This window comes from Nocardiopsis sp. N85, assembly GCF_028882275.1.
GTDB classification, from domain to species: Bacteria; Actinomycetota; Actinomycetes; order Streptosporangiales; family Streptosporangiaceae; genus Nocardiopsis; species Nocardiopsis lambiniae.
Genome location: NZ_JARBUT010000029.1, coordinates 43,925 through 59,652 on the forward strand (window position 1 = coordinate 43,925; position 15,728 = coordinate 59,652).

The 15,728-nt window shown below is 70.8% G+C and carries 10 protein-coding genes and 2 pseudogenes; 2 read left to right on the forward strand and 10 right to left on the reverse strand.

The window, feature by feature from the left end; genetic code table 11:
* Nucleotides 1-166 precede the first annotated feature (166 nt).
* A complete protein-coding gene (locus tag PWG71_RS27245; protein ID WP_274812898.1) occupies nucleotides 167-1,303 on the forward strand; it encodes a carboxylate-amine ligase in 1,137 nt (378 codons plus the stop codon).
* 6 nt (nucleotides 1,304-1,309) lie between these two features.
* Here PWG71_RS27245 and PWG71_RS27250 read toward each other — a convergent pair whose 3' ends face one another.
* The 7 genes and pseudogenes from PWG71_RS27250 to putP all read right to left on the reverse strand — a co-directional run bounded on the left by PWG71_RS27250 (nucleotide 1,310) and on the right by putP (nucleotide 9,338).
* A complete protein-coding gene (locus PWG71_RS27250; protein ID WP_274812912.1) occupies nucleotides 1,310-2,269 on the reverse strand; it encodes a carbohydrate kinase family protein in 960 nt (319 codons plus the stop codon).
* Nucleotides 2,252-3,478: pseudogene (locus PWG71_RS27255) on the reverse strand (AGE family epimerase/isomerase); the annotation flags it as partial. The gene PWG71_RS27250 and the pseudogene PWG71_RS27255, both read right to left, overlap by 18 nt.
* A gap of 107 nt (nucleotides 3,479-3,585) precedes the next feature.
* Complete coding sequence (locus PWG71_RS27260; protein ID WP_274812900.1) at nucleotides 3,586-4,422, reverse strand: alpha/beta fold hydrolase; 837 nt, start codon at nucleotides 4,420-4,422, stop codon at nucleotides 3,586-3,588.
* An 86-nt stretch (nucleotides 4,423-4,508) separates the two neighbouring features.
* The gene (locus tag PWG71_RS27265; protein WP_274812901.1) at nucleotides 4,509-5,834 is read right to left on the reverse strand and encodes an acyltransferase family protein; all 1,326 of its coding nucleotides are present in this window, start codon (nucleotides 5,832-5,834) and stop codon (nucleotides 4,509-4,511) included.
* Nucleotides 5,835-6,128: 294 nt separating this feature from the next.
* Nucleotides 6,129-6,959, reverse strand: coding sequence for an ammonia-dependent NAD(+) synthetase (gene nadE / locus PWG71_RS27270; protein ID WP_274812902.1), 831 nt, complete (start codon nucleotides 6,957-6,959; stop codon nucleotides 6,129-6,131).
* 48 nt (nucleotides 6,960-7,007) lie between these two features.
* Entirely contained in the window at nucleotides 7,008-7,640 is a 633-nt protein-coding gene (locus tag PWG71_RS27275) for a putative glycolipid-binding domain-containing protein (RefSeq protein WP_274812903.1), read from the reverse strand.
* Nucleotides 7,641-7,763: 123 nt separating this feature from the next.
* Nucleotides 7,764-9,338 (reverse strand): sodium/proline symporter PutP, encoded by a 1,575-nt coding sequence (putP, locus tag PWG71_RS27280; protein ID WP_274812913.1) that lies wholly within the window; start codon nucleotides 9,336-9,338, stop codon nucleotides 7,764-7,766.
* Nucleotides 9,339-9,786: 448 nt separating this feature from the next.
* On the opposite strand from putP, the gene fxsT reads away from it, so the two are divergent.
* Nucleotides 9,787-12,336, forward strand: coding sequence for an FxSxx-COOH system tetratricopeptide repeat protein (gene fxsT, locus PWG71_RS27285; RefSeq protein ID WP_274812904.1), 2,550 nt, complete (start codon nucleotides 9,787-9,789; stop codon nucleotides 12,334-12,336).
* Between the two features lie 20 nt (nucleotides 12,337-12,356).
* Here fxsT and PWG71_RS27290 read toward each other — a convergent pair whose 3' ends face one another.
* The 3 genes and pseudogenes from PWG71_RS27290 to PWG71_RS27300 all read right to left on the reverse strand — a co-directional run.
* The gene (locus PWG71_RS27290; RefSeq protein WP_274812905.1) at nucleotides 12,357-12,560 is read right to left on the reverse strand and encodes a DUF397 domain-containing protein; all 204 of its coding nucleotides are present in this window, start codon (nucleotides 12,558-12,560) and stop codon (nucleotides 12,357-12,359) included.
* Nucleotides 12,561-13,560: 1,000 nt separating this feature from the next.
* The gene (locus PWG71_RS27295; protein ID WP_274812906.1) at nucleotides 13,561-14,643 is read right to left on the reverse strand and encodes a ribonucleotide-diphosphate reductase subunit beta; all 1,083 of its coding nucleotides are present in this window, start codon (nucleotides 14,641-14,643) and stop codon (nucleotides 13,561-13,563) included.
* A 116-nt stretch (nucleotides 14,644-14,759) separates the two neighbouring features.
* A pseudogene (locus PWG71_RS27300) lies at nucleotides 14,760-15,728 on the reverse strand (ribonucleoside-diphosphate reductase subunit alpha); the annotation flags it as partial.

Genomic DNA, 15,728 nt, shown 5'->3' on the forward strand with positions numbered 1-15,728 from the left:
GCGTTTATCAAGCCGTAACGCGGGGGAGACCCGACCCCGCGAAGCGGACAAAAAGGACACACATATCGCCGGATAGCTTTTTGTCCTCTCCGGGACACTGTCGCGGCCGTCTCGCCCGGGATATCAGTGCGGGGACGCACCCGACGGCAGGAGGGAACGACATTCGATGCGGAACCACTCCCTGGTCGCACACGACCTGCGCCCCCAGGTCGCCCCGCCCACTTTCGGTGTCGAGGAGGAGTTCTTCGTCGTCGACCCGCGCACGCGCCGCATCCTCTCCCGTGCTCCCGAGCTGCTCGCCCGTACCCGGATGGACGATCGACTGTGCGGTGAGTTCAGCCGGGCCCAGGTGGAGGCCAACAGTCCCGTGTGCGGCGGCGCCGAGGACGCCCGCCGGTTCCTGCGCGAGGCCCGACGCGAACTGGCCCGGGCCGCCGAGGTCGCCGGCCTGGCCGTGGTGGCCTCCGGGACCCCCGTCCTGGGCGACCCGTCGAGCGCCGTCATCAGCGACGGAGCCCGTTACGCCGAGATCGCCGCCCACTTCGGGGCGTTGCGCGAATCGCACATCGTGTGCGGCTGCCATGTGCACGTGGGGATCTCCGACCGGGAGAACGCCGTCCTGACCGTCGGCCATCTGCGCCGTTGGCTGCCCTTCCTGGTGGCGATGTCGGCGAACTCGCCCTTCCACAACGGCCGCGACACCGGACACGCCAGTTGGCGCACCATCACCTGGAGCCGACTGCCGTCGGCGGGGCCGCCGCCGCGGATGCGCTCCCTCGACGACCACGAACGGGCCGTGCGCGCCCTGGCCGCGTCGGGGGCGATCCTGGATCGTCACATGGTCTATTGGGACGTCCGTCTCTCGGAGCACCTGCCCACCCTGGAGATCCGGGTGGGCGACGTGGCCGCCACCGCCGAGGAGGCACTGCTGTTCGCCGTCCTGACCCGGGGACTGGTCTCCCGGGTCCTCTCCGACGTCGATCGGGGCGTCCCCGTGCCCGAGGTGCCCGACACGGCCCTGCGGGCCGCCATGTGGCGGGCGGCCCGCGACGGGCTGGAGGGGGTGGTCCCCGACCCGCTCACCGGGGAGACCCTCCCCGCGGCGGTGGCCATGGACAGACTGCTGGCCACCGCCCTGCCCGGACTGAGCGCCAACGGCGACGCCGACCTGGCCGCCGACCTCTTGGACCGGCTGCGCCGTCGGGGATCGGGGGCGGCCCGCCAACGGGCGGCCCACGCGCGTCGGGGTCGACTCACCGACGTCGTGGACCACCTCGTCGACCACACCCTCCAGGGGCTGTGACCCGTATCAGGCCAGGTCGGCGGTGACCGGCGGATCGGCGCCCTCCCGGGTGACGGTGACGGCGGCGGCCCGGGCGGCGAAGCCCAGCATCTGCGCCAGGTCCGCCTCCGCCAGGTCGGCCAACCGGGCCCGGGGGTCGGACCCCAACCGGTCGTGGGCGTCCAGCCAGGCCAGCAACGCCCCCATGAACGTGTCGCCCGCGCCCACGGTGTCGACGACCTCGACCCTGGGCGCGGACACCTCGACCCGCACCCCGTGCGAGAGGGCGAACGCGCCCGTCGCCCCGAGGGTGACCACCACCAGCGAGGGCCCCAGCTCCACCAGGGCGTCGGCCGCCTTCTCCGGTGTCAGGTCCGGGTACAGGAACGCGAGGTCCTCGTCGCTGGCCTTCACCACGTGCGCCTGCGCGACATGGCGCAGGGCCAGTGCGCGGGCGGCCTCGGGGTCGCCGATGACGCCCGGCCGGATGTTCGGGTCGAGGGTGACGGTGACCCGCCCCCGACCGTGTTCGCGGCGCAGCAGCGCCTCGACGAACCCGGCGCCCGGTTCCCGGAACAGGGCCAGGGAGGCCGCGTGCAGGGCGCGCACCCCCGGTTCCAGTTCCTCCGGCAGTTCGCCGGGACGCCATCGCCAGTCGGCCGCGTCGTCCATCCGGAAGTCGTAGACCGCCGAGCCGTCCGCGCCCAACCCGGCCAGCGCCAGCGCCGACGGTTCCTCCGCGGGGAGCAGCCCGACCGGGTCGAGCCCCTCCACCAGCAGTCGGCCGCGGATCATCCGGCCGAACCCGTCCGAGCCGATACGGGCCAGGAACCGGGTGGGGACCCCGAGGCGGCGGGCCGCCACCGCGGTGTTGGCCGGTCCGCCGCCCGGCGCGGCCCGCAGCGCTCCGGGGCCGCCCGGGGCGGGCAGCAGGTCCATGACGTTCTCGCCGACCACGACCAGGTGGGGGTCGGTGTGCTCGATCACCCCGGCGGCGAGGGATGTGGACAGCGGGATCTGCGGCAGCAGGGCGGCCTGGTAGGCGTGGTAGACGTCGGGCTTGCCCGGCCAGACCGTGGCCGCGGGCCGGTTCTCCGGGTCGAGCTCGTGGTGCCAGCTGCCGTTCTCGACGTCGATGTGGTGGCGCTCGATGTGGTCCCACCAGCGCTCGTAGTGCTCCAGGTGCGCGCGGTCGCCGGTGTGGCGGGCCAGGGCCCAGGCGGCCATGGTGGCCTCGGCGTCCACCCAGTGCATGCGTTCGCGCACGACCGGCCGGTCGTTCCAGTCGAGGGTGTAGACGAAGCCCTCGGCCCCGTCCACGTTCCAGCCGCGCCGGACCGCGTGGGAGAACAGGGCCTCGGCGTCGGTGCGCAGCCAGCCGGGGACCGCCTCTCCCGCCCGGGTGAGCGCGATCTCCAGGTGCACCAGCAGCCGGGACCATTCCAACAGGTGGCCGGTGGTGCTCCCGAAGGGCCGGAAGGGGTGGTCGGGATGATCCCGGTTGTAGTCGGGGAGCGGTTCCCAGTCGGCGGTGAAGTGCTCGGGGAGCCGCCAGTCGTGGTCGGCGGCCACGCCGTGGACGAGGCGTTCGGCGATGGCCAGTGCCCGCCGGGTCCACACGATGTCACCGGTGGCGTCGGCGGCGGCCAGGAAGGCCTCCACCGCGTGCATGTTGCTGTTGGCGCCCCGATAGTCCTCGGTCTCGGTCCAGTCGGCGTCCCAGCCCTCCAGGAGCGCGCCGGCCGACGCGTCCCAGAAACGGGTCTCGATGACCCGCAGCGCGTCTTCGAGCAGGGCGCGGGCGCCGGGCCGGCCGGCGAGGGTCGCGGTGGCGGCGGCGAGCACCACGAAGGTGTGCGGATACGCGGACTTCCGGCCGTGGGAGCGCTCCCGGGGGACCACGTCGAACCAGCCCTCCCGTTCGGTGTCGCGGAGCGGGCCCTCGGCCAGCGCCCGCACACCGTGGTCGGCCGCGCGCGCGGCGTCCAGGTCGCCCCGCAGCAGGGCCAGTGAGAACACGTGCGTCATCCGCGCGCTGATCCACGTCTCCACGGGCCGGTCCGGTTCGACCCGGCCGTGCGCGTCGAGCGCGCCGAACCCGTCCGGCACGACCGAACCCGCGGCGAACTCGCGCAGGCGCCGTTCCTCATCCCCGAGCCGACGGGGGTCCCCCGGGGGACGATGCTTCACAGTCAAATTCCCTTGCCTCCTCCAGCCCCCGCCCCCGTCACGGATGCGGGGCGACCGACACGGACAAGGACAACGTTGACACAAAGGACCGGGAAGGTCATCGTCCCCCCTCCCTAATGAGGCCGTGAAGCCGACCGCACGGCCCGGCGATGGCCCAGGTCGGCCGCGCGGCAGGTCCACTTGATGTGCTCCGCGACCGAGATCGGGTCGTCCGCCATCGGAATGTGCCCGCTGCCGAGCAGGGAGACCATCCGGGCACCGGGTACCCGCCGGTGCGCGTGTTCGGCGCTGGAGGGCAGCAGGGTCCGGTCCCGGTCGCCCCAGGCGATCGTGACCGGGCAGTCGATCGGCCCCGCCTCGAAGTCGTACTCCGCGATGTGCGGGATCATCCGGATGAACGGCGCGCCCTCCTGGAGACCCCGGACGCTGAAGCGCGTCGCCTTGGCCTCCGGTGAGGAGGGGTCGCCGCGCAGCACGGTCCGGGCCAGCGCACGGGCCGGCGGCGTGCTCGCCAACCGCTCCTTGAGCGGCATGGGCACGCGGGCGGCCAGGTTCGCGAAGGTGCCCACCGTGCGCAGCCCCCACCGGCCCAGGTCGCCGGAGAACCCCGCGGGCGAGAACACCGTCACCGAACCGGCCAGCCCGCGGGCACCGAGTTCGAGGGCGATGGACCCGCCCAGCGAGTTGCCCGCCAGATGCGGGTTCTCCAGTTGGTGGAGCCGGCAGAACGCCTCCACCGCCTCGGTCATCGTGAAGACGTCGTAGGGCTCCCCGGGCGGCGGCGCCGGGGTCCGCCCGAACCCCGGCAGATCGACGCAGAAGACGCGGTAGTCCTCGGTGAGCCTGGGCACCACGGCGCTCCAGCTCTGGCGACGGTCGCCCAGCCCGTGCAACAGGACCAGCGGGCGGCCCGTCCCCCCTCCCTCGAAGGCGATGCGTGTCGGATCCATGACGCCTGGTCTACCCCGGGTCGGCCCGCGGCTCCCCTCGACATGACGGGAACCTGAACGAAAAATGTCGTTTCCTCACTCGTCGTCTACGGTCGGGCACGGTCCGGTGACCGGGTGAGGACCACTCCGCAGAGCACCATGAGCAGACCGGCCAGCGGCCCCCAGCCCAGACCCAGGCCGGTCACCGTCAAGGTCAGCAGACCACCGCCGACCAGGGCCGCCGCCACCAGCACCCGGATCATCCCCGGCGAACCGGAGAGCACCTTGGGCGGGTTCTCGAACCGCACCGCCCAGTGGGCCAGCGGCAGGATCAGCGGAACCAGCACCGCCACCCCCAGGACGCCCCACAGCAGCCACAGGCCGGTCATCGGCTCGGGGGTGTCGATGCCCAGGCCGAACACCACGACCCCGGCGACCACGCTGATCGGCAGCATGTGCCACAGGTAGACCGTCATCAACTGCGGGCAGATCCGGTCCAGCAGACGCGCCGTCACGGGCCGGTCCGCCCAGGTTCCGATCACCTCGCGAGCCAGCACGGCCACACCGACCTGCAACGCGCCCAGAGCCGCCAGCACCAGGGTCGGCGGAGCCACGTTGGAGGTCTCGGCGGCGAACACGCCCGTCATGTTCACCGAGTAGGGACCGAACGCCACCAGGCCGAGCGCCACGGCCACGCCGGCGCCGGCCAGCATCGCGGCGTGCCGGCGGCGGATCCGCCCGGTCACGTAGGAGAAGCCCAGCTGGTGCACGCCCAACCAGACGAACGCGACGTTGAGGTAGCCCACCCACTCCGTTCCGGTGCCGAACCGGATCAGGTCGACGGCGATCGCGCCGGTCAGCAAGGCCAGCAGGGTCCAGGCGCCGAACCGCTCATGGGCCAGGGAGAGCACCGGGGTGGCCACGACCACCAGCACGTACACCGCCAGGAACCACAGCACCATGCCCGCGGCCCCCGCGCCCACCAGCACCGGCTGGGCGGGCGCGCCGCCGAGCACCAGCACGTGGGAGGCGACGATCCACAGGGCCGCCAAGGGGACCACCGGCCAGGCGAGCCGGCGAAGGCGTCGGGCGTACCAGGTGGCCGCCGTGACGCCCTTGCCCGAGGCGGCCCGCCAGCTGATGAGGTTCGCGGCACCCCCCACGAAGAAGATCAGCGGCATCACCTGGGAGACCCAGGTGAGGGCGAACCCGCCCTGGGTGGACAGCACGCTGCCGGCGTCGAGCATGCCCTGGTTCTGCGCCAGGACGGGGAGCCACCAGTGCTGCATGACCACCAGCACCATGACGAACAGGCGAAGGACGTCGAGGAAGCGGTCCCGGCCGATGGCGGGGACGTCGCGCGACTCGACGCCCGTGAGGGTCCGGGCCGTCGTCGTGGTCGGCGGGCCCTCATGGCCTGCGGTCACGGTCATCCGATCACTCCTTGGATCTTCCTGCCGGTGTCGGCCGTGGGACACGCGCGTGTCCGGGGCGCGGGCCGTACCGGCCGGTTTCAGGGGGGAGGGCGCGCGTGTCGGCACCCGTAGAAGGAATCGCGCCGCGATCGGGGTGATCGACCTCCGAGGCCCGGCACGTCGTACTCCACGACCTTAGGTGTGATCGACCGAGGATCGCGATGGATCTGATGCCTCTTTACCAGGGGCGGTTGCCCCGACCGCGAATGGTGGTGCGTGCACCACCACGGGTCGGGGGCGGGGGCCCGTGACTCAGGGAGCGGTGGGCAGGGCGCGCTTGTGGGCGGTGGCCCGGTAGCGGGTCACCAGCGACTCCTCGACCGAGGCGGGGACGGGCAGCCCCTCCAGGAAGTCGTCGATCTGCTCATAGGTGAGACCGAGCGCCTCCTCGTCCGGCTTCTGCGGGGAGAGCGACTCCAGGTCGGCGGTGGGGATCTTGCGCACCAGGTCCTCGGGGGCGCCCAGGGTCGCGGCGACGGCCCGTACCCGGCGCTTGGTGAGTCCGGTGAGCGGAACGAGGTCCGCGCCGCCGTCGCCGTACTTGGTGAAGAACCCGGTGACCGCCTCGGCGGCGTGGTCGGTGCCGACCACCAGTCCGCGCACTCCCCCGGCGACGGCGTACTGGGCGATCATGCGCTGGCGGGCCTTGACGTTGCCGATGACGAAGTCCTCGACGCCCTCGTCCGGGTAGGTCATGCCGGCCTCGCGCAGGGACGCGGCCATGGCCTCGGTGGCGGGGCGGATGTCGACGGTGAGGAGGCGGTCGGGCTCGGTGAACCCCACGGCGCGGGTGGCGTCGTCCTCGTCCTTCTGCTCACCGTGGGGCAGGCGCATGGCGATGTACTCGGCGGTGCCGCCGGCCGCGCGGACCCGGTCCACGGCCAGTCGGCACAGTCGGCCGGCGGTGAGGGAGTCGACGCCGCCGCTGATGCCCAGGACCAGGGCGGTGGTGCCGGTGGTGGTCAGACGCTCGGCGAGGAAGGAGACGCGCCGCTCGATCTCGGCGTGCGCGTCGAAGTCCGCGGCGACCTCCAGGTCGCGGATGATCTCACGGCGATCCCGGCTGAGCTTTGTGTCGGTCACGTGGTGTCCCCCGAAATCTGGGATTGCGGTACGGCTGTTCGCCGATTATCACCCGTCCGCAACACCGGACGTGACACCGGCGGACCACTCGACGGCCGTCTCGCCCTCGCGCAACCGGCGGGCGAACCGCTCGTAATCGACGACCACGCCGTCGCCGTCCACCGACAATCGGTACTCCCCGTGCAGCGGGTCGCGGTAGGTGTAGACCTCCAGCCCGTTCTCGGCCGGGTGGCGGGTGTAGCGCTGCCGGACCCGTCTGACCCGTAGCGACGGCACGTCGATCCAGACCACCGCGATGTCGCGGTACTCGCCCGGACGCAGGCCCAGCCGACGGATCGGCAGGGTGTTGGTGAGCGGGGTGGCGGCCACGTCCACGTCCAGGCAACCGACCAGTTCGGGCAGGGGGCGACCGTCGGCGTCGGTCCAGTGACCGCCCTGCGCGTTGAGCAGGACCGAGGTCAGTCCGCGTGCGGAGACCACCTCCACGCGCACCTCACGGGTGGCCCAGGCCAGATCGGCGCGCACACCGAACCGCACGAAGTATCCGGCGCCGCCGTCGACGACGGCCTCCCCCGCCTCCAGGCGGTAACCGTCGGGCTCGGGCATGAGCGCGCCCAGTCCGAGCCCTTCGGGGACGTCGGTCCGGGCCCACGCGGCCGGGTGTTCCTTCGGTGACGACATGTCACCGTTCTACCGCTCCCGCGACACGCGCGCCAGGGCGGGTGCCCGCGGGTCCTCACCGGAACGGAGCGGGGCCCGCGTCAGGTGACGCGGGCCCCGGATCCGCTGTGCGGTGGACGACCGTCAGGCCTTGGCGTCCTCCGAAGCGACGGCGGAACCGCCCTCCTCGCCGGAGCGGACCTCGGCCTCGACCCGGTCGAAGTCGGCGGCCATCTGGTCGCTGACCCTGCCCAGGCCGTTGAACACGAAGATCGCGGCGAAGCTCAGGATCGCGGCCGGGACCATCGCGTACAGGCCGATGCCGAAGAAGGCCTCGTCCAGGATGTCCCACAGGATGGCGGTGCCGCCTCCCGCGATCATGCCCGCCAGCGCACCGGTCCAGGTCATGCGCTTCCAGAACACCGACAGCAGCAGGATCGGGCCGAACCCGGCGCCGAACCCGGCCCAGGCGTAACCGACCAGTTCCATCACCGAGCTGTTCCCCCACAGGGCGATGCCGGCCGCGGCCAGGGCCACGGCGATCACGGCGCCGCGGCTGATCCACAGCAGGGTCTTGGGGTCGGCGTCGCGGTCCACGAACGCCCGATAGCCGTCCTCGGTCAGGGACGAGGACGCCACCAGCAACTGGGAGTCGGCGGTGCTCATCACGGCGGCCAGGATGGCGGCGAGCAGCACGCCGGCGACCAGCGGGTGGGCCAGGGCCTCGATCAGGCGGGGGAACACCTGCTCGGGGGAGTCCAGCGGGGTCTCGAACCGGGCGATGCCGATGAAGCCGACCAGGACGGCCAGGGCCATCGCGCTGATCGCCCAGGTCACGCTGATGGTGGCGGCGGCCGGGATGTCCTTGACCGAGCGGATGCCCATGTACCGGGCGAGGATGTGGGGCTGGCCGAAGTAGCCCAGGCCCCAGGCCAGACCGGAGACGATGACGACCCAGCCCAGGGTGTCGGTGGACACCCACTGTCCGAGGTCGGCGTCCAGGGAGGTGCCGCCCACCGCCGAGAGCAGGCCGTCGCTCTTGGCCGCGACCCCGTCGGCCAGTCCGGAGAATCCGCCCAGGGCGGTGATCGCCAGGACCGGGACGATGAGCAGGGCCAGCCACATCATCGCGGCCTGGACCACGTCGGTGTAGGAGACGGCGAGGAACCCGCCGAGCACCGTGTAGAGCACCACGATGCCGACACCGATGGCGATGGCCGGGGCCGGGTCCAGACCGAAGATCTGGTCGAACAGGGCGGCCATGGCGACCAGGCCGGAGGCGACGTAGAAGAAGTAGAAGACGATGATGAGGACCGACGACACGCCGCGCAGCAGGCGGGTGGGGTCGTTGAACCGGTTCTCCAGGAAGGAGGGCAGGGTCAGCGAGTCGGAGTCGCCGCCGATCCGGGCGTCGGTCACCCGTTGGGTGTAGACCCGCAGGCGCGGGGCCAGGAGGATCCAGCTTCCGGCGAAGCCACAGGCCAGTCCGACGGCGATCCAGGCCTCACCCAGGCCGGAGACGTAGACGGCGCCGGGCAGGCCCAGCAGCAGCCAGCCGCTGAAGTCGCTGGCGTTGGCGCTCAGGCCCGCCACCCAGCTGTTGAGCCGACGTCCGCCTAGGACGAAGTCCGATTGGGAGACGGTGCGCCTGTAGGCCCACAGGCCGATGGCGACCATGGCGATGAGGTAGACGCCGAAGGCGCCGGTGGACCAGAGCATGGACTCGGTCAAGGCCACCCTCCTTTCCTGGACGACGCGCGAGGAGTGCTCACGCGTTCTTTATGTTCACTGTCCCGGATCATCACCTTTTGTTCATCAGGTCACAACACCCGGGCTCGGAAAAACACCACTTCGAGACCTCTCTGAGTCTTTGACCGGCCATTATTGTCCGCTGAGCCAGGCCGGGGCCCGTGATTTCGTCCGCTGGAACAAATGACCGAGCGCGGTTCGGCCGGCCGGGTCGCCGATGTCGGCTTCCGCCCTTCCGTCCACAGGACGTGGACGAGTATCGACATCCCCAGAGCCGCCGCTTAGCCTGGAATCAGGCGGAACCGGGGCCACCCCGCACCCGCCCGTCGACCGTCTCCCCCACCTCCGACGCCCCCATCCGTCCGAGAATCGTGGACGAACGGCCTTCCCGAGCCGCCGCACAGAAAGCGGGAGGACCATGACGAGCGGAACCGGCCCGACCGGCGGGAGCCGCGACCATCCACCGGTGATGGGCGGCGTTCCCCCCGCGGATCCCGATTTCACCGGCCGCGAGGCGATCCTCGAACAGATCCACGCGGCCCTGCAGGGACGCGAGGGGGCCCGCTACCTGATCGGCGGCGGAAGCGGTGTCGGCAAGAGCCTCATCGCCCGTCAGTACGCGCACCGGTACGCCGAGCACTACGACCTGATCTGGTGGGTGCCCGCCGCCACCGACATCGACGCCAACGGCTCCTTTCTGCGTCTGGCCGAGCAGATCGGGCTGACGGTCTCCCACGACCACATCGCCCGCACCGTGCAGGGGGTGCGCCGGGCCCTCACCCGCGACCCGAGGATCGGTTCGTGGCTGCTGGTGTTCGACGGGGCGTCGGACATCGAGACCCTGGTCTCCGACTACGTGCCCGAGGGAGGGCCCGGCCGGGTCCTCATCACCAGCCGGGACCACCGGCGCCCACGGTGGAACCGGATCGGTCGTCTCATCGACGGACGGGTCGTGCCCCGGCTGGACACCGCCGAGAGCCTGTCCCTACTGCGCAAGGTGTGCCCCGAACGCGTGGAGCCGCTCGGCACCGGCGAGCGCCTGGCCGAGCACCTCGAACACCTGCCCCTGGCCCTGTCCCAGGTCGGGGCGTTCCTGCGGGAGTCCCCGCTGGAGACCGAGGAGTTCTTCGAGCGTTTCCAGGAGCGCTACACCGACATGGTGACCCGGATGGGCACCGACGACGAGCACACCGCGCCCTTGGCGGCGGCCTGGGCGATCCAGGCCGAGGAACTGCTCGGGGACGCCGACGACGGCACCGGCCGAGCGGTGGTCGAACTCGTGCGCCTGTGCGCCTTCCTGGCCCCGCTGCCGTTGTCGCGGTCCTTCTTCACCCGGGCCCGCGGCCTGGGGGACGCCCCTGGGCAGAGGGGACCGTTCGACGACGAGGTCCGCCTGGATCGGGTCCTGGAGTTCATGCGACGGCGCAGACTCGTCTCCGTCGACCCCGGCAACGACACCTTCCACCTGCACGAACTGTTCCAGGAGGTGATCCGGGACTCGATGCCCCTGGTGGAGAAACTGCGCTACCGGGAGCTGGCCCGGCGGGTACTGGCCCACAACGACCCGGGAGAGCCCGCCGACCCGGCGCACCGCGACCGGTACCTGGTGCTGCACGCCCACGTGAAGGAGTCCCAGGCCTGGTCGAGCCGTGACCCGAGGGTGCGTTCCCTGGTCCTCAACGTGATCGACTTCCTCACCGAGACCGGCGAGTACCCCAAGGCCGTGGGCGTGGCCGACCAGGCCGTCAACGCGTGGGGGGACGACCCGGCGCCCCTGCTGCACGCCCGTCTGCGACGCAACAAGATCCGGCGGATCCACAGCGAGTACGCGACCGCACTGGCGGAGGCGCGCGACATCCACCGGGGGCAGCTCGACCGGGGCGGCCCCGAGGCCGACGAGACCCTGGAGGCGCTGCGGGCGGTGGCCATCGCCCTGAGCGGACTCGCCCGGTTCGACGAGGCCGAGCGCCTCTTCGAACAGATCCTGGAGCACCGGCGCGCCCGCACCGGGTCCGAGCCGGACGCCCACACCCTGGAGGCGGCGCACGACTACGCCCAGGTGCTCCAGGAACAGGGGAGGTTCGACCAGGCGCTCCTGGTCTCCGAGCGCAACCTGCGCGAACGCGCCGCCCTGCTGGGGCCCGACAGCGTGCCGACCCTGCGCACCGACCTCAACCTGGGGCTGACCCTGATGTCCCTCGGGCGCTGGGAGGAGGCGCGCGACCGCCTGGAGAGGTGCATGGAACGGTTCGAGGCGATCTCGGCCGCCGAGACCCCGCACGCCCTTCAGGGGTCGTTGTTCCTGGCGGTGGTCCACCGTGACCTCGGCGACACGGAGACGGGGCTGGAGTACTCCTCCCGGGCGCTCGCCCTCTACCGGCGCCACTACCCGCCGACGGTGCGCCAGACGCTGTACTGCCGACTGGTGCACATGGTGACGCTGACCCGGGCGGGTCGCCGGGACGAGGCGGCGGAGGAGGCGCGGCGCCTCCTGCCCCCGACCGACGAGCGGTTCCCCGACGGTCACCCGTTCCCGGCCTGGGCCCGTGTGGGTATCGGCATCGTGCTGCGCGCCCAAGGGGCGTTCACCCGGGCGGCGGTCGTGGATCAGGCCGCTCTGGAGCGTCTTCAGAGGATCTATGGGCCGGGATCGTTCACCACCCTGCCCGCGGCGCTCAACCTGGCGACGGACCTGTACGGGTCGGAACGTCACGCCGACGCCCGTGAGCTGGACGCCCTGACCGAGGCGGACTGCCGCAACCTCGTGGCGGACACGCACCCCATCCTGCTGACCGCCCGCCGCAATCATCTGGTGAGCAGGCACGTCCTGGGCGAGGACGTGAGGGAGGAGTGGTCGGAGCTGCGCCGGACCCTCGCCGAGCGTTTCGGCCCCGCCCACCCCTCCGTGGCCTCCATGTCCTCGTACACCCGTCAGGACTGCGATGTCCTACCCGTGATGGTCGTATAAGAGGAGAGCGGAGAAGGATTTCAGCGCTTGGCCGTGGCCAGGAAGGTGGACCATTCGTCGTTCTTGAATCCGAGCCGCGCCAGGTCCGGGTTCACCGAATCCCGGAAGTACGATTCCCCGGATTCCAGGTTCAGCACTTCACAGCACGCACCCACATCATAAGAATAGCGCGACTTCCGCCACCGGCCAAAGAAATCCGAACCCTTTTCCGGGCTGTTGATCATTATCCGTCCACTCTGACCGATATGCCGATAAGAAGGCATGCCCAGCACAAGGAAAAAGGGATTATTCACAAGAAATATGGCGGTTCAAAGAGCAGAGTGCCCCGAACCGGCAGAGCCCTGTCGCCTACCCCACGCCGGGCGCGCCAAACACCTGATCTTTTTTTCACGGCCCGAAGTAGAAGGCAAGTGACGGGCGAGACCAGTGTGGTCGCTTTTCCATAACATTGCCGATGGCCTACTCGAATCATCGGAGTGCCACCGCGAAGACCCCTGAAATCCGGGTGTTTCATGCCCTGCTGTCGGTTTATACATCCGCCCTTTGACATATTCATCGGACGTCCTCGGGGAGGGGCCGGCGACCGCGATCCGCTCCCGGCGGGGGCGGCGGGGCCGCTCCGGGCGGGCCGGACAGGCCGGTGGCCCGGGTCGCGCGCCTCGACCCGGGCCACCGGAGTAGGAGGGCGAAGCCCTCACAGGAGAAAGGTACTGTCCGAACCGCCCGGGGGAGGCGGTTCGCCCACTTCCGTCGCGTGCCGTTCATCTCGGGCGGTGGGAGGCCGTCCCGGTCGGCCCGCATCGGGGCCCCGGGAACGTGAACGGCCCTTCTCCCCCACCGCCGATGAGGGAGAAGGGCCGGGTCGATGGCGACCGGGGCGTGTTCCGTGGACACCGCCCGTCGCGCGGCAGGGCGGTTATCCGAGGAACGCGCCTGGGCCGTGTTCCTCGGACCTCCGCTCCGGTTCGTGCTCGGCGCGCCCGGAGAACGGGAAGACCGTGGGCGCCCGCCCCCGCGATCCCGAGGGCGCGGAAGGGCATTCGAGGAACAGGCACCGGTGCGTGTTCGGTGGATGCCTTCGCTCGGTTCGGCGTTCGCGCCGATCGATGGGGCCACCGTCGGGCGATCTCACGCAAGACGGCCGGCGGAGGTCGGCCCGGGTTCGGCCGTCCGAGCGCGGGCGGCCCGGCGAGAGGCGGCCCGGGACGATCCGCGGAACACGCCTCAGTCCCAGTCCAGGCCGCCGCCGGTCTGGTACTCGATCACGCGGGTCTCGAAGAAGTTCTTCTCCTTCTGGAGGTCCATCATCTCGCTCATCCAGGGGAACGGGTTCTCCGTCTCCCCGAAGATGGGGGCCAGGCCGATCTGCTCGGCGCGACGGTCGGTGATGAAGTGCATGTACTTCTCGCACAGCTCACCGTTGAGGCCCAGGATGCCGCGCGGCATGGTCTCGCGCCCGTAGGCGACCTCCAGCTCGCAGGCGTCGGTCAGCATCTGCCGGACCTCGGCCTGGAACTCCTCGGTCCACAGGTGCGGGTTCTCGATCTTGATCTGGTTGATCACGTCGATGCCGAAGTTCAGGTGGATCGACTCGTCGCGCAGGATGTACTGGTACTGCTCGGCGATGCCGACCATCTTGTTGCGTCGGCCCAGCGACAAGATCTGCGCGAAGCCGGTGTAGAACCACATGCCCTCGAAGATCACGTAGAACGCCACGAGGTCGCGCAGGAACGCCCGGTCCGCCTCGGGAGTGCCGGTGCGGAAGTCCGGGTTCTCCAGGTTCTGCGTGTACTTGAGCGCCCAGGCGTCCTTCGCGGTGATGGACGGGACCTCCCGGTACATGTTGAAGAGTTCGCCCTCGTCCAGGCCGAGGCTCTCGCAGATGTACTGGAAGGTGTGGGTGTGCACGGCCTCCTCGAACGCCTGGCGCAGCAGGTACTGGCGGCACTCGGGGTTGGTGAGCTGGCGGTACACGGCCAGGACGATGTTGTTGGCGACCAGCGATTCCGCGGTGGCGAAGAAGCCCAGGTTGCGCTTGAGCATGAGGCGCTCGTCCTCGGTGAGCCCGTCACGGGACTTCCACAGGGCGATGTCGGCCTGCATCGCGACCTCGGTGGGCATCCAGTGGTTGTTGCATCCGGAGAGGTACTTCTCCCAGGCCCACGTGTACTTGAGCGGGAGGAGCTGGTTGACGTCGGCGCGGGCGTTGATCATCGCCTTGTCGTCGACGTTGACGCGCGCGGCGTCGCGCTCGATCTCGCCGAGGCCGCTGGTGGCGCTCGCGGTGTTCTCAGAGGTCGCGGTCATGGTGTCTTTCCTTCTCCGGGAGTGCCCGGAAGCGCTTCGTGGGGTGGAGAGGGCCGCCCGCCCCGGGCGGGGGCGGGCGGCCGAGGAGTCGTCGCGGCCGGAAGGGCCGAGGGGACCTACTGGCAGGCCTCGCACTCGGGGTCGTCGATGGAGCAGGCCTGCCCGTCGACGATCTCGAACTCGTCCTCGATCGGTTCGGGCTCGGCCACGGGCTCCGGGCGGACGACGGCCGCCGGGGCCGGGGCCGGGGCGGCAGCCGGGGCGGGGCTCGCCGCCGGGGTCGCGGCGACCGCGTTGAGACGGCCGTCGGTGCCCTTGATGGTGCTCTTCTCCACGTGGGTGGCGCTCTGCGAACGCAGGTAGTAGGTGGTCTTGAGACCGGAGCGCCAGGCGCGGCGGTACAGGGCGTCCAGCTTCTTACCGCTGGGGGCGGCCATGTACAGGTTGAGCGACTGGGCCTGGTCGATCCACTTCTGGCGACGCGATCCGGCGTCCACGAGCCAGTTCGGGTCGACCTCGAAGGCGGTGGCGTACAGCGCCTTCAGGTCGTCCGGAACGCGGGCGATCGCGCCGAGGCTGCCGTCGTGCAGCTTGAGCTGCGAGACCATGTCCTCGTCCCACAGTCCGCGGTCCTTGAGGTCGCGGACCAGGTAGTCGTTGACGACGGTGAAGTCGCCGGACATGTTCGACTTGACGAACAGGTTGCGGTAGACCGGCTCGATCGACTGGCTGACGCCGGTGATGTTGGCGATGGTCGCGGTGGGCGCGATCGCCATCACGTTGGAGTTGCGCATGCCGGTCCGCTTGACCTTCTCGCGCAGCGAGAACCAGTCGAGGGTCTGGCCACGGTCCATGTCGAGCTCGCCGCCGCGCTCCTTGGCGAGCAGGCGCACGGAGTCGATGGGCAGGATGCCCTGGCTCCACAGCGAGCCCTCGAAGGTCTCGTAGGCGCCGCGCTCGGCGGCCAGTTCCATGGAGGCCTCGATGGCGTGGTAGCTGATGAGCTCCATGCTCTCGTCGGCGAACTCCACGGCGCTCCGGGAGGCGTAGGGCAGACGCAGCTTGAACAGCGCGTCCTGGAAGCC